At 69.7% G+C, this 17,539-nt stretch carries 20 protein-coding genes; 6 read left to right on the top strand and 14 right to left on the bottom strand.

Going from position 1 to position 17,539, the window contains the following annotated elements; genetic code table 11:
* Positions 1 to 5 precede the first annotated feature (5 nt).
* The 9 genes from AB0B35_RS19650 to AB0B35_RS19610 form a co-directional block, all read right to left on the bottom strand.
* A complete protein-coding gene (locus AB0B35_RS19650; protein ID WP_361047261.1) occupies positions 6 to 602 on the bottom strand; it encodes a TIGR02466 family protein in 597 nt (198 codons plus the stop codon).
* Positions 599 to 1,345, bottom strand: coding sequence for an HEXXH motif-containing putative peptide modification protein (locus AB0B35_RS19645; protein WP_361047258.1), 747 nt, complete (start codon positions 1,343 to 1,345; stop codon positions 599 to 601). The genes AB0B35_RS19650 and AB0B35_RS19645 overlap by 4 nt, the downstream gene beginning before the upstream one ends.
* Positions 1,342 to 2,109 carry a hypothetical protein gene (locus AB0B35_RS19640; protein ID WP_361047256.1) on the bottom strand — a complete coding sequence of 256 codons (768 nt, stop codon included), beginning with the start codon at positions 2,107 to 2,109 and terminating at the stop codon, positions 1,342 to 1,344. The genes AB0B35_RS19645 and AB0B35_RS19640 overlap by 4 nt, the downstream gene beginning before the upstream one ends.
* Entirely contained in the window at positions 2,106 to 2,681 is a 576-nt protein-coding gene (locus AB0B35_RS19635) for a hypothetical protein (protein ID WP_361047253.1), read from the bottom strand. The genes AB0B35_RS19640 and AB0B35_RS19635 overlap by 4 nt, the downstream gene beginning before the upstream one ends.
* A complete protein-coding gene (locus tag AB0B35_RS19630; RefSeq protein WP_361047251.1) occupies positions 2,678 to 3,268 on the bottom strand; it encodes a TIGR02466 family protein in 591 nt (196 codons plus the stop codon). Before AB0B35_RS19630 ends, AB0B35_RS19635 begins: the two co-directional genes overlap by 4 nt.
* Positions 3,265 to 5,046 (bottom strand): M3 family metallopeptidase, encoded by a 1,782-nt coding sequence (locus AB0B35_RS19625; RefSeq protein WP_361047248.1) that lies wholly within the window; start codon positions 5,044 to 5,046, stop codon positions 3,265 to 3,267. The genes AB0B35_RS19630 and AB0B35_RS19625 overlap by 4 nt, the downstream gene beginning before the upstream one ends.
* Positions 5,043 to 5,786: a class I SAM-dependent methyltransferase gene (locus AB0B35_RS19620; RefSeq protein WP_361047245.1), complete on the bottom strand. Its 744-nt coding sequence runs from the start codon at positions 5,784 to 5,786 to the stop codon at positions 5,043 to 5,045. The genes AB0B35_RS19625 and AB0B35_RS19620 overlap by 4 nt, the downstream gene beginning before the upstream one ends.
* A gap of 86 nt (positions 5,787 to 5,872) precedes the next feature.
* Positions 5,873 to 6,178 carry a hypothetical protein gene (locus AB0B35_RS19615; RefSeq protein WP_361047241.1) on the bottom strand — a complete coding sequence of 102 codons (306 nt, stop codon included), beginning with the start codon at positions 6,176 to 6,178 and terminating at the stop codon, positions 5,873 to 5,875.
* Positions 6,179 to 6,529: 351 nt separating this feature from the next.
* Entirely contained in the window at positions 6,530 to 6,874 is a 345-nt protein-coding gene (locus AB0B35_RS19610) for a hypothetical protein (RefSeq protein WP_361047238.1), read from the bottom strand.
* A gap of 173 nt (positions 6,875 to 7,047) precedes the next feature.
* On the opposite strand from AB0B35_RS19610, the gene AB0B35_RS19605 reads away from it, so the two are divergent.
* The 5 genes from AB0B35_RS19605 (at position 7,048) to AB0B35_RS19585 (ending at position 12,491) form a co-directional block, all read left to right on the top strand.
* A complete protein-coding gene (locus tag AB0B35_RS19605; protein ID WP_361047235.1) occupies positions 7,048 to 7,851 on the top strand; it encodes a GntR family transcriptional regulator in 804 nt (267 codons plus the stop codon).
* Positions 7,852 to 8,097: 246 nt separating this feature from the next.
* On the top strand, positions 8,098 to 9,348 hold the full coding sequence (locus AB0B35_RS19600; RefSeq protein WP_361047232.1) for a transcriptional regulator: 1,251 nt from the start codon (positions 8,098 to 8,100) through the stop codon (positions 9,346 to 9,348).
* Positions 9,345 to 10,058: an SDR family NAD(P)-dependent oxidoreductase gene (locus AB0B35_RS19595; RefSeq protein ID WP_361047229.1), complete on the top strand. Its 714-nt coding sequence runs from the start codon at positions 9,345 to 9,347 to the stop codon at positions 10,056 to 10,058. The genes AB0B35_RS19600 and AB0B35_RS19595 overlap by 4 nt, the downstream gene beginning before the upstream one ends.
* 83 nt (positions 10,059 to 10,141) lie before the next feature.
* Positions 10,142 to 11,122, top strand: a complete 981-nt coding sequence (locus tag AB0B35_RS19590) for an ATP-dependent DNA ligase (protein ID WP_361047226.1) — start codon at positions 10,142 to 10,144, stop codon at positions 11,120 to 11,122.
* Between the two features lie 61 nt (positions 11,123 to 11,183).
* Positions 11,184 to 12,491: a hypothetical protein gene (locus AB0B35_RS19585; RefSeq protein WP_361047223.1), complete on the top strand. Its 1,308-nt coding sequence runs from the start codon at positions 11,184 to 11,186 to the stop codon at positions 12,489 to 12,491.
* Between the two features lie 93 nt (positions 12,492 to 12,584).
* Here the strand turns inward: AB0B35_RS19585 and AB0B35_RS19580 are convergent, their stop codons facing one another.
* Positions 12,585 to 13,349: a DUF6042 family protein gene (locus AB0B35_RS19580; RefSeq protein WP_361047220.1), complete on the bottom strand. Its 765-nt coding sequence runs from the start codon at positions 13,347 to 13,349 to the stop codon at positions 12,585 to 12,587.
* A gap of 253 nt (positions 13,350 to 13,602) precedes the next feature.
* Here AB0B35_RS19580 and AB0B35_RS19575 point away from each other — a divergent pair, with 253 nt between their 5' ends.
* Positions 13,603 to 14,556, top strand: a complete 954-nt coding sequence (locus AB0B35_RS19575; protein ID WP_361047217.1) for a hypothetical protein — start codon at positions 13,603 to 13,605, stop codon at positions 14,554 to 14,556.
* Here AB0B35_RS19575 and AB0B35_RS19570 read toward each other — a convergent pair.
* The 4 genes from AB0B35_RS19570 to AB0B35_RS19555 form a co-directional block, all read right to left on the bottom strand.
* Entirely contained in the window at positions 14,516 to 15,250 is a 735-nt protein-coding gene (locus tag AB0B35_RS19570) for a hypothetical protein (RefSeq protein WP_361047215.1), read from the bottom strand. The genes AB0B35_RS19575 and AB0B35_RS19570 overlap by 41 nt on opposite strands.
* 109 nt (positions 15,251 to 15,359) lie before the next feature.
* Positions 15,360 to 15,764: a hypothetical protein gene (locus AB0B35_RS19565; RefSeq protein WP_361047213.1), complete on the bottom strand. Its 405-nt coding sequence runs from the start codon at positions 15,762 to 15,764 to the stop codon at positions 15,360 to 15,362.
* Positions 15,765 to 15,833: 69 nt separating this feature from the next.
* Positions 15,834 to 17,003, bottom strand: coding sequence for a M23 family metallopeptidase (locus tag AB0B35_RS19560; RefSeq protein ID WP_361047210.1), 1,170 nt, complete (start codon positions 17,001 to 17,003; stop codon positions 15,834 to 15,836).
* Positions 17,000 to 17,377 carry a hypothetical protein gene (locus tag AB0B35_RS19555; protein WP_361047208.1) on the bottom strand — a complete coding sequence of 126 codons (378 nt, stop codon included), beginning with the start codon at positions 17,375 to 17,377 and terminating at the stop codon, positions 17,000 to 17,002. The genes AB0B35_RS19560 and AB0B35_RS19555 overlap by 4 nt, the downstream gene beginning before the upstream one ends.
* Between the last annotated feature and the right edge of the window lie 162 nt (positions 17,378 to 17,539).

The raw sequence follows: 17,539 nt of genomic DNA, 5'->3' as shown, positions 1-17,539 counted from the left end.
GCTCCTCAGTTCTCGAAGCCGATGTTGAAGGCGACACAGATCCTGGTGCTGTCTCCGGCGTACGGGGTGACCCAGTGCTGCTGCCAGGCGGGGAAGGCAAGCATCAGACCGGGCTCGGGGTCGAGCGCGGTCAGCGGAGACCGGTCGGGGGTACGGGCGTTGGCCGCCGGCCGCGGGTCGAGGAACTCGATGGCGCCGGTGCCCGGCGTGAACGCGCCCGTGTGCACGTAGTAGACCCCGGACCACGCCGCGCCGGGGTGGGAGTGCATGTGGTGGAAACCCCAGGAGCGGTACACGACCGCCCACGCTTCGGCGATCATGGCGACCGGCCGGTTGCGGGAGTCGGCTCCGGCACCGACGTGGCCGTTCATGGCTTCGGCGACGTCGAGGATCCAGCTGCGCAGCTGGTCGACCTCGGGTCCGGGCCAGCGCAGCACGTCGGCACGTGTCTTGTCCGCGTCGACCACGCCGATCATGGTGCCGCCCGGGTCGGACTGCCGGGCGAGGATGAGCTCCCGCAGCCGGTCGTTGAACCCGTCGGGAGCTGGCGGCCGGAACGCCAGGACCGGCGTGGACCACAGCGAGTGCAGCTGACCTTTCATATCGCCTCTATCTCCTCGATGAGTCGGCTGGCGAGTGCCTGGCCGACAGGGGTGAACGCCTCCCGTGCCCCGCGCATCAGCGCCTCGCATCCGGCGCCGTACGCGCGCAGGTGCGCCAGCCGCCGGGCCCGCAGTTCGGCGTCAGCGGGCATGGCGCTCCATAGCCGGTGCAGGCAGACGACGACATGGCTCGCGCCAAGCAGCTCGCTAGCGCTGCGGCCGCCGGTGCCGGACGGCAGCGTGAACCGCGGACCGTTGTCTTCTTGCAGCGGCCACATCTCCTCGATGAAGTACAGCCACTGGTGGCAGGTCTCGTGCACGATCTGCTCGGCCAGGGTCGTCGGCGCCGCGAAGGCTGCGGCGGCGAGGAAGATGTGCTGGGGCCAGGCGAAGTTGCTGGAGCTGATGGCCTGGGAGTGCCGCAGCTGATGGAACGTGAGGGGCACGTCCAGCAGCGGCCGCCAGTCTGGAAGCAACGTTCCGACGTACGCCCGGGTCTGGGCGATCTGCACCTGGCGTTCGTCGCTGAGCTGCCCGAAGGGCAGGTCGAGCGAGAGGTCCAGGCGGCGGATGGTCAGTGCCCGTTCAGGCGTCAGAACAGCGCTGAGCTCGGATCCGGCAGGGACCGATCCCGGGTTGGTCCGCTGCCAGCGGCAGCACGCCACTGCGGTGAGCAGCCGGGTCGGGGCGAAACCGGGGTCGACGAACGGGAAACCGCCGAACTCCTTCTCCACGATCGTCATCGGCGCTCCTTCCCCAGGGCCTCGACGGCCGACCAGTCAGGCATGACGACGGGCCGCAGCGGAATCGGCGTGAACATAGGGCTGTCGTCGAGCGGCCCCGGCGGCAGCCCTACCGTCAGGAACCCGCGACCGGCACGGCGGCCGGTCTGCAAGCAGGGGAGCGGATAGTCGGCGTAGGGGTTGCCGACCCACATCCGGTCCAGGTCGGCACGTGCGTCGGCGACGAGCTGGGGCCCGCAGACGACCTGGTCGTAGGCGTCGTAGCCGAACCGGGGGTGGCCGATGTCGAAGTCGTCGACGACGATCAGGCCACGGGTGACCGTGTGCAGCTCCCTGGCGAGCGGCCAGCTGCTGTACCAGTGGGCGTCGAGGTAGACCAGCGGCCGGCTGAGGCCGGACAGCAGCTGGGGCAGCAGCTGCGCCGAGTCGCCGGTCTCGACGGTGACGTTGGTGAGGTCGGCCAGCCGGTGGCTGGCCACGGCGGTCGCGTCGGCGTCGATGTCGCAGGTCCGCACCGGCAGGTGGGGGTAGCGGCGGGCGAAGTATTCCGTGGAATCGCCGACGAAGCATCCAGTCTCCACGATGCCGTCGCAGTCGTAGGCACCGATCAAATGGTCGATCTGCAGGGCCGCGGTGATGTCGAAGCCCAGCGGTCCGCCCCCGTCCGACAGCCGCACGGCACCGGCGCGCGGAACGCGGTAGAAGACCTGGAGGACGGCCCCCGCTGACGTGCCGCGCCGGGCGGCGCCGACCGCGGTGGTCATCGTCGGTCCGTCTCGGGCAGGCCGACGGCGATGTCGGCGCTCAACAGGAGAATCGTGTGCCCGGCGTCGACCGGGGTGATGGAGTAAGCCAGCCAACCCGGGTGCACGACGGTCAGCCCTGGCGCCGGTCGTGCGGTGATCGGTCGGCCCCAGGGCAGACCGGGCACGCCCACGGCGGCGCATCCTGCGCGCGGGTCATGCAGCGACAGCATTCCCGAGTCGGCGTCGACGCTGCCGCCGGCCGTGGCCAGCACGCACCAGGCGGCCCAGGCGCCGGTCGGGTAGGCCAGGCCCACTGAGTAGCCTGCGCGGCACAGCTGTACGCGCAGCCGCACCCGGCCGGCCGGTGCGCCGGAGGCGGCCTGCATGGCCGCGGCGAGCGTGGAGGCCGCGTCGGTCGGGTCGGTCAGGATGAGGTCCGGGCCGTATTCGGTGACCGCGACCTCGGCCGGGCGGGCGAGCTCGTCGACGGCCGACGGGCGGATGCCGATGTCGGTCTCGCCGATCCACAGCCGTGTGGACCACAGCTTCTGCAGGCCGGTGGCCGGTACGGGGGCCAGGCTGGTCGTCATGGGCGGGCTCCCTGCTGGAACGAGACGTTGAAAGCCACGCAGATCCGCAGCTCGCCGCCACTGACGGGGGTTACACGGTGCTGCACCCACGACGGGAAGGCGATCAGCAGACCTGGTCGAGGCTGGATGCGCAGTACCGGGTCTTCGGTCTGGGCGTGGCGGGCGAGCATCGCCTGGCGGGAGTCGAACAGCTCGATGGCTCCACCGTGTTCGGGCTCTGCGGATGCCTGGACGTAGAACACGCCGGACCACGCGCAGTCGTGGTGGGAGTGCAGTTCGTGCGAGCCGCCTGGCCGGTATACGACCGCCCAGGCGTGTGCTTCCAGCGACTCGGCGCGACGGGCCGGCTCGGCGGCCACCGTTTCGATCATTGCGGAGATCCGCGCGGTCAGCGCGTCGGTGTGCGGGGTGCCCCATCGCAGCAGGTCCGCGGCGGACTTGCGGCCGTGCACGATGCCGAGCGAGCGGGCGTTGTCGTGCTTCTCGCGTTCGAGGATGGCGGCGGCCAGGCCGTCGGTCAGGTCGCCGTCGGCGACGTGGTCGACGTACACCTCGGTCGCCCAGTTTTCGAGGACGCTTCCTCTCATGCGGCCCATGCGGCTGACCTCGCTTTCGGTGGGGTGGCGTGCCGGGTGGCCAGAGATTCGAACTCGTCGACCGCAGCGGCGATGAAGCGCGTCCCGCGTGCCCAGAAGTCGGCCCTGCTCAGGTCTGCGCCCAGTTGCGCGGCCAGCGCGGTGGGGCTTGCCGTGCCGGTGTTGGCCAGCAGCCGTTCCAGCGCGCCGGGCGGCGCGGAGGGCAGCAGTCCCAGGGCGAGCAGGAGGCCGCAGTAGTAGGGCCAGGAGTTGAACCGGGACGTGTACAGGTGCGAGTGAGAGATCCAGATGTGGGCGGGCAGCGTGTCCGGGTCGACGGCTGGGCCGTAGACGGCCTGCTGGGCGGTCAGGGTGATCTCGTCGAGGTCCGTGATGGTCAGCGGCCGGTCGTGGCGGCGCAGCGTTGCCTCGCGCTCGAACAGGAAGCGGGCGTACCCTCCGACGCAGGTCTGATAGACCCCGATCAGCCACGCGTGCAGCAGGTGCATCCGCCGTGAGCCGGTGGCCGGAGCGCCGCTCAGCAGCAGGTGCTCGGCGTACATGCTGGCCGCTTCCCGCAGGAGAAGGGGAGAGGTGCGCTGCAGATCATCCAGGCCGCGCTGGCACTGGTGGTGGTAGGCGTGGCCGAACTCGTGGGCGAGGCTGTAGACGCTGTCGGCGGTCCCGTCGAAGTTGACCATGATCCTCGACTCTGCGTCGCCCATGGGTAGGCACAGCGCGGTGCCGCGTTTGCCGGGCCGGGGCGCGGCGTCGACCCACCGCTGGCGGGCCGCGGCACGGGCAAGGCGGGCAAGCTGCGGCGCCGTCTTCGTGAACGCGCCGGCTACCAGGTCGACCGCCTCCAGCCAGGCCATGCATCCTTCGTTTGGCAAAGGCGCGGCGATGTCCTGCCAGGCAAGAGACTCTGCGCCCAGCAGCTGTGCCTTGGTGCGGGCGAACCGGTCCAGGTGAGGCAGGAGGTCGGTGATCGCGCGGTTCGCGATGGTCAGGATGGCGGGCTCGATGCCCTCCTGGGCCAGGCGCTGATCCAGCAGATCAGGCCAGCCCTTCATGGCGGCCACGGTCGATTCGTGGCCGAGCAGCGCGTTGAGCGCCGCGGCTGCCGGAACGGCCATGGAGGACCATGCCCGGCCGAGCGCGTCGGCGGCGGCCGACCGGCGCGGTGGCAGCGGCGAGTTCAGGTCGGCCCTGATCGCGGCGGCGGGCCGGAGCTCGCCTTCGTATGCGACCGCGGCGGTGGCGGCCATCTGTTCGTAGAGACGCTGCCACGCGCTGTGCCCGGTGGGAGCCAGCTCAGACAGCAGCAGTTCCTGCCCGTCGGGCAGCGAGTGCGCGACGGCGCTTTGGCACTGGCGCAGCCAGTGGGCGTGTTCTGCGGCGACCGTGCTGGCGGCGGTGAGCCTGTCCACAGGAAGCCGCGCTGCCCAGGCACGCAGCCGCGCGGTCAGCGCCGCAAGGGGAGCGGTGCGGTGCTGGGCGAGCTGGTAGGAGGTGGAGGCCTCGGCGTCGGTGCCGTCTGCCCAGCAGCGGCCCGCGTGGTACAGCAGCAGCACCCGTTCCAGTTCCAGAGCCTTCGCCGTGCGGCTCAGGACTTCGTCGAACACGGCCGTCGGCGGTTCGCCTTCCAGCGCGGGCCCGGCCTTGATCTGGTGTCGTTCGTACAGGTCGCTCAGCAGCGCGATGTCGTCGGTGAGCTGCTGCATCAGCTGCTGGCTGCCTCCGTAGGAGGTCAGCGCCGAGTCGAGGTTCCAGACCGGCAGCGCGCTCACTGTGGCCGTCCGTAGACCGAGACGTGCCGGACGCTATCGGCGGAGTACGCGCCGCGGGCGTACCCGTTGAAGCGTTCGATCAGAGTCAGGCCGGCCAGCCTGGCCATGAGGTCCATCTCCGAAGGCCAGATGTATCGGGTCTCGACCGGCAGGACCTTGACCCGCTGGTCGGCGGCCAGGCGGATTTCGCGGAATGTGAGTCGCTGGGTCGCCGGGTCGTGGATGGTGGCTGACAGGTCGACGAGGTCTTCGCCCAGGGCGCGTAGCGCGAGGTTCTGGCGGTGGGTCACGGCCCCCTGGCGATGCGGGGCGAACGCCTCCAGCACGATCCGTCCCTGCGGTGCCAGCACGCGGGCCATGCCCGCGAAGCAGTCCAGCTGTCGTTGCTGGGTCAGCAGAGAGAACATGGTGCTGTTGGTCGCGTAGATGAGCGCGAACGGGCCGATGTCGGGAATCGCGGCCATGTCGCCGACCTGCACGGTGACCGGCAGGTCGCCGCGGCTCTGTTCGATCTGCTCGGCCATCTGCGGCGAGATCTCCAGTCCGGTCACCGTGGCACCGCGTCGGGCGAGTTCCATCGCGACCAGGCCGACGCCGGGGCCGAGTTCGAGGGCCGGCCCGGTGGCCGCGAACGGGGCCAGGAAGTCGGCGGCGGTCTGCGGGTCCTTCACGCCGTAGGTGGTGACGTCTTCGCCCGCCCAGCGGTCCCATATGGCGGCCTGTTCTGTCGCCTCGGACACTGCTCCTCCATGGTGTGTGCGATTGGTCGGGGGCAGATGCGCCCGCCGTGCGGGCACGACGGGCGCATCTGGTTGTGCTGCGGCTGTCAGGCCTGGATCGTGTCCGCCGGGTCCTTGTAGACCTTGCGGGCGGTGAGGCGACCCACGACCGTCTCGGTGCCGGTGAGGATCTCGATCTGTCCGTCGTCGCCCTTCACGGGCCGCTGGAGGCGCACGATGACCTCGGCGCTGAGGGCCATGTCGTCCTGCACCGCGGCCTCGTGCCGCTGCGCGGCCGCGACCAGGCCCTTGCCGACCAGGTCCATGAAGTGGCCGACGTCGCCGTCGTCGAGCTTGATGCCGGCGAGCTTGTCCTGCTCGGCGGCGGTGGTGAACCGGGTCAGGTCTCCCACGGTTGTGCTCCTTCCTGGAGTTTCCGGATGGGACGGCAAGGCCGGTGTCGGCCTCGCCTTACCGCAACTGCCTGGCCAGAACCAGCTGCGGAGCTTGCCGGACCGGCTGGTGCCGGTCCTGGTATAGGTGATGCCGCCGGGCCGGGCAGAGCCTCCAGCCGGGCGATGATCGAAGCGAACGGCGCTGACCAATCGATGGTCGTCGCAGTGCCGGTGACGGCGAAATGCCATCCCAGCGACCGGATGGTGCCTCGTCGGTGCCATGCGCAAGGCCGCCAGCAAAAAGGTGCCGCCGCCTGGCCGGGCAGAGCCTCCAGCCAGACGGCAGGTCTTGGGCGCGGGGACGGCCGGTCAGACAGCCCCGCCCGAGTGCGCGGGCACCTCGTCGCGCCACCGGCGCATGGCCTCCAGCAGCACGCACAGGTCGAGCTCGGACGGACACAAGTCGACGACGCGCCCGTCAGGCAACCGCTTCTGGATCGTGGACCGATACGCGGTGCGGCTGCCGGAGGGAACGGTGCGGCGGGGGACCGCCACGACGGAAGCGCGTCCGCGATGAGGGTGAGCGGGAAGCGCGCCGGCGCGAACCGCCAGCCCGCACTTCGGCCACGACAGCACGTCGCCGAGTTCTGGCATCTGACGGGGGTCTGTGAGGAATGCGGCCCGCTGGTCTGACCGCAACGTGTGCTTGCCCATGTCGCCTCGCTCCTCCGGATCAGCCGGAGCGCGGGCACCCGTTCCGCAACGGGGGAACGGTGTCGGGCGCCCGCGCGCCGTCTCACCGCGCGGGCTGGCCCAGGTGCGACAAAAGCCTCCACGCGGCAAGTTCGAGAAGTTCGTGCACGAACTTGTGATATTGACGGTAGCCCATGGACGCGCATGGCACAAGGAAAGTTCGTGCACGAAATCCGACCGCGTACCGTGCACGCAGGAGGAGATCGCCAATGGCCAAACAGCCGCCCGCATACCTGCGTGTAGCAGCTCATCTTCGCGACCAGATCCGCACCGGACGCCTCACCGCCGGGACCGCCCTGCCCACCGAGGCGCAGCTGGTGGCCGAATACGGCGTTTCGATCACCGTCGTGAAAGGCGCGATCGGGGCTCTCAAGTGGGAGGGCCTGGTGGAGGGGCGTCGCGGCTCCGGGGTGTACGTGCGCAGTTCGCACCCGCTGGCCCAGTACACAGTCGACCGGCGAAACGTGCGCGAGGGACACCCCTTGCCTGACGTCGGCGGACAGTGGGACGTCGCCAGCCAGGACGCGGAGGCAGAGGCCGAAATCGCGGGCCGGTTGCAGATCGACCTTGGATCTTCGGTGACCTGCACGACCTACCGCCTGTCGGAGGAAGGGCGGACGGTCCGGCTCGTGAAGTCGTGGGAGCCGATGCGCCTGGCCGACGGCACGCTTATCGAGTGGCCCGGCCGCGGGCCGCGCCCCGACATCATCGGCCGCCTGGACACGATCGGCCTGGCCGTGGCCACCATCGAGGAGCGTGTCACCACCCGCGCGGCCCGCCCCGACGAGCTGACAGCGCTGAACCTGTCCGGCCATCGGCACTACGTCCTGGCGGTGGCCCGCACGCACTTCCTGGACAGTGGTCGTCCTATCGAGACCGCAGACGTCGTGCTGCCCGGCGAACTCTGTGAGATCGTGAACACCTTCAACGTCGGCTGAACGCGCTCCCTCGACGACCCTGCCGTTGCGGCGCACGCGGCGGGAGCCACTGGCCGCGCTCATCGCGACACTCATGGTTACAGCGAACCGCGACCAGCCGCATGAGTGAAGATATTGACCGTACTCTCGGCGTACTCTCCTTGTCGCCTGGAGCAGGCAGCCACTCAGGAGGTCGCGATGAGCGCGGCACGTCAACAGCATCCGTTGGCTTATGTGATGCAGCACCACGGGTGGAGCCACCGGGACTTGGCGGAGCTGCTCCACGTCGAGGCGGCCGCCGAGCGGATCAACATGGCCGCCTCGAAGGGCAAGGTCTGGAAGTGGATGAACGGCGTCCGGCCGGACCGGGTGACGCAGCTGCTGCTGGCCCGCAAGCTAGGTGTTGATCCGGCCGAGGTGGACCGCCGCCCGTGGCCGGAGTGGCTGCCCGCATACCATGGCATCCGAACAGAACTCTCGTCTGATCACAACGGCGTACTGCGGGCCATGGCGGAGGCGGGTGATGGTGTGGACGTCGACCGGCGCGGATTCCTGATCCTGACTGGTGCCCAGCTCGTGGCCTTCGCGGGCGCGGATGTGATGGCCGACGTCCCGATGACCGGCGAGCTGGGCCCGACGGTCGACGGAGAGCTGCTGACCGACATCGAGGACGGGGTGCCCCGTCTTCGCCGTATGGAGGCCAAACTCGGCGGCGCCCATGTTCAGCATCTGGTCGACGGCGAGCTGCGGACGGTGATCGGGCTGCTGCGCGGTGCGCGGTACACGACCTCGGAGGGCCGCCGCCTGCACCGCACGGTGGCTGAGCTGGCCAGGGTGGCCGGCTGGGCCGCATTCGATGGCCAGCGGCACGCCGCCGCACAGCGCTACTGGGCCCTCGGCCTGTTCTCTGCTCGGGCCGCGGGCGACCGGTTGATCGCCGCCAACATCCTGAAGTCAATGAGTCTGCAGTGCCTGGACTTCGGGCACACCGTGGAGGCGTTGCAGATAGCCGAGGCGACGGCTTCGGGGCTTCGCTCAGCCTCACCGCGTGTCTCGACCATGTTCACGCTGCGCCGGGCGCGAGCGCTGGCGGCGCAGGGCGACCGGAACGCGTGCGTCCGGCTCATCGCGGCCACCGACGCCGACACCGCCGTGTCGTATGATGGTGATCCGGATTGGATCGCCTACTTCGATGCCGCGGAATATTGCGCCCAGGTCGGGTCCTGCTACCTGGAGCTCGGCGACGCGGTGACCGCTGACCGCTGGCTGGACGACGCGCTGGCCGCCATGCCCGCGACCAAGACCCGCGACACGATCACCTACCTGCTGCGCCGGGCATCCGTTCACGCGCTCACCGGCGACGTGCCGGCCGCCACCGCCTTCGCCCAGCAGGCCCTGCCGATGATGGGCAATGCGCCGAGCGCCCGCAACGACATGCGCCTGGGCGAGCTGCGCGACCTCCTCGGCTCCCGCGGAGCTGCGGGACGCTCCGCTGCCGCCCAGCTGGAGCCGGCATGACCGGCACGGGGCGCGTCGCGCTGGTGACCGGGGCCAACCGAGGGCTCGGCTATGCGCTGTGCCAGCAACTGTCGGCCCTAGGAATGGACGTCTTCCTCAGCGGCCGCGATCCGGAGCTGGTCGAGCAGGCCACGACCAACCTGCGTTCCGCCGGATGCGGCGTGCATGGCCTGGTCGCCGACGTGACCGACTCCGGCTCGGTGGACGCCGCGGTGGCCGAGGTCGTCGCGCAACGCGGCCGGATCGACGTACTGATCAACAACGCAGGCGTCGTCGGCGACGCCGGGCAGCGGGCCGCGCATCCGGACTTCGACCGCGTGCAGCGGATCATGGACACGAACCTGATGGGGGCTTGGCGCTGCATCAGCGCTGTCACTCCGCACATGCTGGCCGCTGGCTACGGGCGCATCGTCAACGTGAGTTCCCACCTCGCCTCCTCGACCACACCAGGCGCGTACGGCGGAGTGTCGTACCGCGTGTCGAAGGCCGCCCTCAACGCCTTGACCAGAGTCCTCGCCGCCGAGCTGGCGGGGTCCGGCGTGCTGGTCAACGCCGCATCACCGGGCAAGGTCAACACGAGGATCGCGCTGGCCGGCGCCCAGACCGTGGAACCCGACCAGGCTGCGGCGGACCTGCTGTGGCTGGCGACGCTGCCTGAGGACGGACCGACCGGCGGGTTCTGGCACGGACGCGACCCTTTGCCCTGGTAGCCGCCCTGGCAGTCCGCGCGAGCTACCGTGGATCTTTATGGTCGGGTGAGCGGGGGAGAGGGGTGCGCCCACCGGTCGAACCGATGCAGGCTGAGCCGGTCGCGCACATGCCCGCGCCCGGCAGCTGCGTCGGCGGGTGCTGCTATGAGATCAAGTGGGACGGGTACCGCTGCCTTCTCTTTGGCTCCAGCCCGCCGTACCTGCAGTCCCGCGCGCTCAAGCCGCTGGGGCATTACTTCCCCGACATCGCCACGGCCGCACAGGGTGTCCTCCCGCCGGGTGCGGTCGTCGACGGCGAGCTGGTGATCTGGGACGCTGGCGGGGGCAAGACCTCGTTCGCGCTGCTGCACCGGCGGCTGACCGCCGGACGGGCGATCACCGCCGAGGTGCTCGCCCACCCTGCCGTGCTGGTGCTGTTCGACCTGCTGCATGACGGGCAGGCCGAGCTGTTGCGGAACCCGCTGTGGCAGCGGCGGGCACGGCTGGAGCAGCTGCTGGCCGGCGCCCCGCCGCAGTTGCAGCTGTGCCCGCAGACCTGCGACCCTGACGAAGCCCGGACCTGGCTGCGCCATGCCACCGCCACCGGTGCCGAGGGCCTGGTCATCAAGGGCCGGGGCTCCGTCTACGAGCCGGGCAGGCGCGGCTGGCGGAAGCTGCGGGTGACCTCGACCGCGGAGGCGATCGTCGGCGGTGTCACCGGCTCGGCGGGGCATCCGGCCACTCTGCTGCTGGGCCGGCTGGACCGCCACGGAAATCTGCGCTACGTGGGCCGGACCCGGCCGTTGACCGGCCCACAGCGGCGCGAGGTCGGCGCGCTGCTGGGCCTCGTGGCCGAACTCGCCGACGCCGGTGTTCACCCGTGGCCCGACCGGCTGCCCGCGGCATGGACCGGCCAGTTCAACGTGACGGAGCCTCTGCCGTACCGGCAGGTGCCCCCGCTGCTGGTGGTGGAGGTGGAGCACGACACCGCCTGGGAGTTCGGGCGCTGGCGGCATCCCCCGAAACTGCAGCGCTCCCGCCCGGATCTGGCGCCTGGCGATGTGCAGCCGCACTGCTGGACCTGAGCCCCACCCTGCCGAGGTAATCGGTTGTCGGCAGAGACGCCGAGCCGGACCATGGTCGCCTGTGAGCATCGACGAAGCGACCGCCCCAGCGGACGACGTTCTGGACCGACTGCGCCAGACCGACACCCGCACCCTGCACTTCCTGCCCGGCGCGTTCGGCGTCGGCTTCCGATTTACCGACGAAGCAGCGGCAAGCTACCAGCAGGAATCCGTCGCGGCCGTCACCTTGGCCCATGACGTCGCCGAGGGCACCCGGGCCCGCTTCGACATGCTGCGCACCGTGTGGCCCTACGGAGTGCTCTGCTACGAGATCTTCACGCTCGTCGGCGAGCACGCGCTGCTCGTCATCGAGCAGGCACTGCGCGACCGGTTCATGCAGCTCACCGGCGGCCAGCTCGTCTTCGTGAAGAACGGCGTGGAGCGGCGCGTGTCCGCCACCACCTACGAAGACGTCGCCAAGGCCGCGCGCAAGCCGGGCAAACTACGCGTGTCCTCCGGCAGGGAGATCGCGTTCAACGGAATGCTCGACGGCCTACGAAGCTGGGCACGCGCCGAAGGGCTGCTGCTCGGGCAGCTCAACCTGCGGATCGAGACAGCGCTTACCAACCTGCGCAACTGGGTCGCCCACCCCAACGGTCACCAGCTGGAAGGGCCCAGCAGCGCCATGGGCACCCTGCGAGACGTAGCTGAGATCATCAACCAGTTGTGGGGACACCGCACACCCGGCGGCCGTCTCTACCCCGAGCCGGCCACACGGCAGATCATGGCGATCTCGTGGGATCCCGCGAGCGGTGACCAGTTCACCGAACCCGCCGAGCACCTGCTCGCAGACGATGACGCATCAGGATTGCGGTACCTGATCGTGCGTGGCGTCGATGAGCCCGATCACCCCGGTAATCTAGGGCTGTTCGGGTTCGACGCGCTTCATGAGGCCACTAGGTACCCCGCGCAGTGGCTGTGGGGGCCCGGCGATCGGGCTAGCGCCGCGGACTGGCTTCGGCAGCAGCAGCCCCAACCCGACCAGGTCGACCACTTCGACCACCTCTACCTGCTCCGCCACCACGGCGGTCGCCTGTACCGGCCGATGCGCCACGACGTCGCCGCGTCGCTGACCGACCAGGAGCGCGAGGGCACTTGGTTCGCGGTTCGGGCCGATGACCCGTCGCGGGCTCTCCTGCATGTCCGTGGCCTGCTGACAGCCGAGTCCTGCGGCGAGCAGGAGCGGTGCGACACGTGCTCAGCCATGCACCTGGCCAGCGGCTCTTTCGCGGATGTATTGGCGGCGCTGCCGCCGGTCCTGGCGACGCCTGGCCGTGACGCCGCGTCACCGTCGGCACCGCCTCGCTGGCTGGAGATCGCCGTCGCCTGACCGCCCGGCCCGATCAGCGCGGAATTCCTTGGAATATTCCCGCTTGGGGAACCAGCGCCGATGCCGCCCTGCCACGCCTGGCACCGCAGGGCGTCAGTCGGTGTCCTCCGCGCTTCCCATACGCAGGTTGAACCGCTGCTGAGCGAAGCGTCGCCAGTCGACACGGATCTCGAACACCGCGTGCTCTGGAACTGTCTCGGGATCGCGGCTGGTGGTGAAGTCGCCCTCGGCCAGCAGCACGCCCACGCCCGCACGCGTGGTCTCCACGTCCACGCCCAGCTGGCGGCTGAGCCGTTGCAAGCTGGTGGTCAGAGCTGTCGGCCGATCCGCCTCATCCGGGCGGAACTGCCGGATGATGTTCTGCGCGGTGGGCTCGTACAGCTGCAGCCAGCGGATCTTGCCTTCCTGCGCGCGTCGTTCCTCGGACAGCGGCAGCACTTCTTCGGGCAGCGGAGCGTCGGGGTTCAGGTCGTACCGCGGCTGTCCGCCGTCATCGTCGACCACGACAAGGCGTGCGGCCACCATGAAGGCGAGCAGATCGTCCATCGTGTCCACGTGCGCGGCGCCGAGCGCTGCGGCGTAGGTAGCCATGTCGGCGATGTCCTCCGCGCGCCGCTGCTCGTCTTCGGCGTTGGCCTGCGCTGCCGTCTCGGGTTCGCGTCCCCAGTCCTTGGCCAGGTCGGCCAGCTCCTCATCGGTGTATGGATCCAGCTGCTCCCACGCCGAGTCGGCCATGCCGTCGGGCACCTGGGCGAGCAGCACGTCGTGCAGCTCATCGTGTGTCATCGGCTGATGCGACAGGAAGCCGGCGATCAGGATGGCTCGGCCCGGCAGAAACCTGTTCCAGCCGGTGGCCATGAACGCGCGGGCGAACGCAGCCGTCCTGACATGCTCAGCGGGCACCTCGTCGGGAAAGTGGAGAGCCATGGCGGAAGACTATTTGGGTGATCGGGCCGGACAGCCCCGACGCGCCGCGGCTGTGCCATGCGGCATCGACGAGGCAGTACGGCTGCCTTGCCGGACGGCGGCGGTTCATGCGGCGGCGCCGACGTGTCTTGCGCCCCATCTGCTCGGTTGCGGAGCTGTCGGCGCTGTGCCCTAGTCTTCGCTGGTGGCTGACCGCGTGCGTGCTGTGGACCTGGTCGACGCGATCGCCGAGACGCTTTCACAGGTGAAGTCCTACGAGCTGCCGGGGGTGGGCGAGCGGTTCGGGCTCGCCACCGGCGACGGCGACGAGGCCTTCGCCAGCAAGAAGTGGTATGTCCGCAGGCGGATCCACGAGTGGGACCTGCACCGGCTCGTCAGCCTCGCTGTGCGGGTCCTAGAGGAGTTCCGCTCCGAGCACCTGCAGGAACTCGTGCAGCGCGCCGGTGCACGCGGCGTCGACGGCGACTTCAAGAACCTCATCTTCGCCGCCAAGGGCCCCAAACCTGAACTGGTGCTGCGCGACGCTGTCAGCAACACGGTGGAGATCGTCAAGCACGCCGAGAACTGCCTGATCTACAACCGCGTGTTGCCGCCGGACGGACTCAGTTGGGCGGCGCTGGTGCGCTGGTGGTGCGAGGACGTCCAGGGGCACCCGGCCGACGACCTGGTCCATCCGGCACGGCTGCTGTACCAGCGCCTCTTCGATTCGCTGGATCCGAAGTCGCCGCCTGAGCGGCTGTTTTTCCAGCAGTATTGCGCTCTCTACGGCCAGCACCCGATGGATCGGGTGCCCGCGCTGATCCCGCAGGTCTACCTGCACTTCGATCCGCTCACCAAGCGCCAGAGGCCCGGACCACGCCCGCTGGTCCGCCAGCGGATGGACTTCCTGCTGCTGCTTCAACACGGCCAGCGCGTCGTGATCGAGATCGACGGGCGGCAGCACTACAGCACCGACGACGGCCGTGCCGACGTGCGGCGCTACGCCGAGATGGTCGCCGAGGACCGCCGGCTGCGGCTGGCCGGATACGAGGTTTTCCGGTTCGGCGGGCATGAGCTGACCGGAGATGAGGCAGCAGCCCGCCAGCTGGTACAGGCGTTCATCGCGGAGCTGTTTGAGCGCTACGGCGTACTTTCTTAGCGGCGACCAGGCCGCCGGCGGCATTCGGCAGATGGTCCCACGACTCCGGAGCCGGACCGAGAGTGGCCTGGGCAGTCTTGATGATGGTCCACCCGATCAGGCTGCTGCCGCCTCCGCCGAGGGCCACAGCGATGAGCGACGGTACCTGCTGCCCGAGGACGAGCACGCCCTGCGTTGCGCTCCACTTCGTGACGAATTCCGGCCCAAGCAGGCTGTTTGCCTTATGGACCGCCGACATCGGAATCGACTTCACAATCTCCTTGCCCCAGTGCGGGGCCGTCCGGCCGACGACCTGCTTCAGGACCTTGGTCGCGACGACGTTGCCCGTGAGGACTGAGGTCAACAGAAGATTGCGTCGCTCCAGGTCTTCGACATGCAGCCCATGGACCTCGGCCACCGAAAGCGTGTACAGGACGGAGGCTTCCAGGAAGGTGAGTCGCTGGAGGATGACAGCCGGCGCTCGGACCACACCACTCGGTGCGGCGGCCGCCGCACCGGTTCCGGCCCCGATCGCCGCGACGCCGATCAGGTAGAACTTGTTCATGTAGGCGACAAGCTCGGCAGGAGTCTTGCCAGGATGCACCCGTCGCAGACGTGCGACGTTCGCCGCCGCGAACGGCTGCTGCTTCATGAGCGCTATGCCCAGTCCGGCCGTGACAACCTCTTCGAGGCCGCCCTTGTCCAATTCCGCCATGGTGCAAGTGTGACTGAGCATTTGCCGTTAGACGTAGGGTGGTCGATGCGTCCGGTGAACCGCAGGGTGCAACGTTGCGGACACCGTGCCCGTACTGCTGATGAGTTCGTCACGCAGGCGGGGCGTCTTGCAGCAGAACCCCGAACCCGGTCGTCGACCAGCGGATCGCCTCGATGAGCAGGATGTGACGGCGGATGTCCTCGGGATGGTCGTAGCCCACGGTGAGCGTGATGGAATCCACCGGACGCTGACCGGGCAGGTCTGCCAGGCACTGCGGGCAGCTCGCCTCAGGCGTGTAGACGTCCATGTCGCTGGTGATCGTGGTCCCACTGCAGGGGTGCATGGACCGGTCGACGAGGGTGTCCAGACACGCGGGCCTGGACGGGCGGTACTCGAACGACAGGCCCATGTCCTCCCAGCCGTCGCGCCTGCTCAGGAAGCCTATGACTCGGCTGCCGGCCGTGCTCCAGCTGAAGTCGTCGAGAGGGCCCGAAGGCGCGTTGACCTCCCGCATTCTGATCACCACCTGCTGTCGTCGGTGCCGACCGGCCCCGGCAGGCTGGCTGTATGCCCTACGGACAAGCTACAAGAACCACGGTCCGAGCTTGGCTCCGACAGCCTCCATGAACGGCACCGGATCCGTGCTGTTCGCGTTGGTCGCCGCGCCGCCGGCGGGGACGTTCAGGTGGACCTGGAAGTGCAGGTGCGGGCCTGATGAGCGGCCCGACGATCCGACGAAGCCCAAGACCGTCCCGGCCGCGACCTGTTCGCCGACGGCGACCTGGGGCCGCTGGACCATATGGCAGTAGCGGGTGACGACGCTGGTCACACGTACGCCCGCGTAGACGAACGCAACCGCGTGGCGTACGTCGACGTACCAGCCGCAGCCGGTCTGGTCCAGGCTGCCATCGCGGTCACAGGTGCCGGTGCTCGAGTTGCACTTCACCCGTACCACGACCCCGGCCGACGCCGCGCGGATCGGGGTGTGCCGTGCCGCCCCGAGATCGACTCCCGCATGCAGCCTGCCACCGCGCTGGCCGTACGGGCTGCCGATCTTTGCGCGTACCGGCTGGACCCATCCGTTCGGGCCGACCTGGACCGGATCGATGTCGGCGGTGCCGCAGGGGGCCAGCGGCGGGCCGCCGCCGATGTCCTCGATGGCGCCGACACCCAGGATGGCGGCCACGAGTTGCTCGGCCGACTCCTCCCACTTCTGGTATGCCTCGGGAAAGGCCGAGCGCTGGACTGCCTGGGCGGCGTCGGTCAGGCGCATCGTCTGCCAGTTGGGCACCTTGGCCAGCGCGGTGTAGAACTTCCCCGCCGAGATCGCTGGTGCCATGAGGTCGGCGACCTCGCCCCATGCGCCTTGTCCGTCGGGCGGGCTCGGGCGTTGCTGGAACAGGCCGACGGAGTCGTGGTCGTGGCCGACCCCGTCGTGCGGGTACTCCAGCGACCGGGGGACGCCGGTGTTAGCGAGGTTGCGCAGGCCGCTTTCCTGCATGGCGGTGGCGACCGCGATGACCAGGCCGCGGGCGGGCAGCCCTCGGTGTCCGCCGACCACGACGATGGTCGCCGCGTGCTGGCGTGCGGTCTGGCTCCAGTCACCCCCGCCGGTGCTCGGGGCAGTCAAGGGCTTGGGCGCGCATGAGGCTTCGGCGACCGACATGCTCATCAGCGGCAGCACGATCGTGACGCCGCAGGCGAGCAGCATCACGGCCACGAGCGCTCCCAGCGCGGTGTTGGGCCGCTTCACGATGCCCTCCGGACGAAGTCGACGCCGGAGACCAGCCAGTGGCCGTCGGTGGCGGCCATGGTGAGGACGAGGCTGCCTGCGTCGGTGTCCACGCGCATCCGCAGACCCTCTTCAGCCGACCCGTCCACCTTGGTGGGGGGTCCCGTGACCGCCGAGGCGGGCACGTTGGCCGGGTCTGCGGTGGCCAGGGCTTGTGCCAGGCCGGGTTCACACCACGCTTGCAGCCGCTGAAGCCAGGTCACCGGGTCGCGGTCGGCGACCCAGTCCGCGGCGAATCCGGCAGCCACGGCGGCGGCGGAGCCCTCGGCGGGCGCGGCTGGTGGTCGGCCGCCGTGGTCATGACCGGGCTGCTCAGCCGTGATGACAGGAGTCACCGGTGTCGCCGAGGGCGGGGGCGTTGCGTTGCCCGATGGTGCGGCGCTGGTTGCCGAGCAGCCTGCCATAAGCAGAGCGAGCACGGCCGAAGCCCGCAAACGCTTGTGCGCCAAAACGAATCCTCCCCATCGTGTCTGGCCCGTGCAGGTGGGCCTGCGCGC

It is taken from the genome of Catellatospora sp. NPDC049133 (assembly GCF_040648455.1).
In the GTDB taxonomy this organism is placed as follows: Bacteria; Actinomycetota; Actinomycetes; order Mycobacteriales; family Micromonosporaceae; genus Catellatospora; species Catellatospora aurea.
This window is presented reverse-complemented; position numbering and strand designations above follow the sequence as displayed.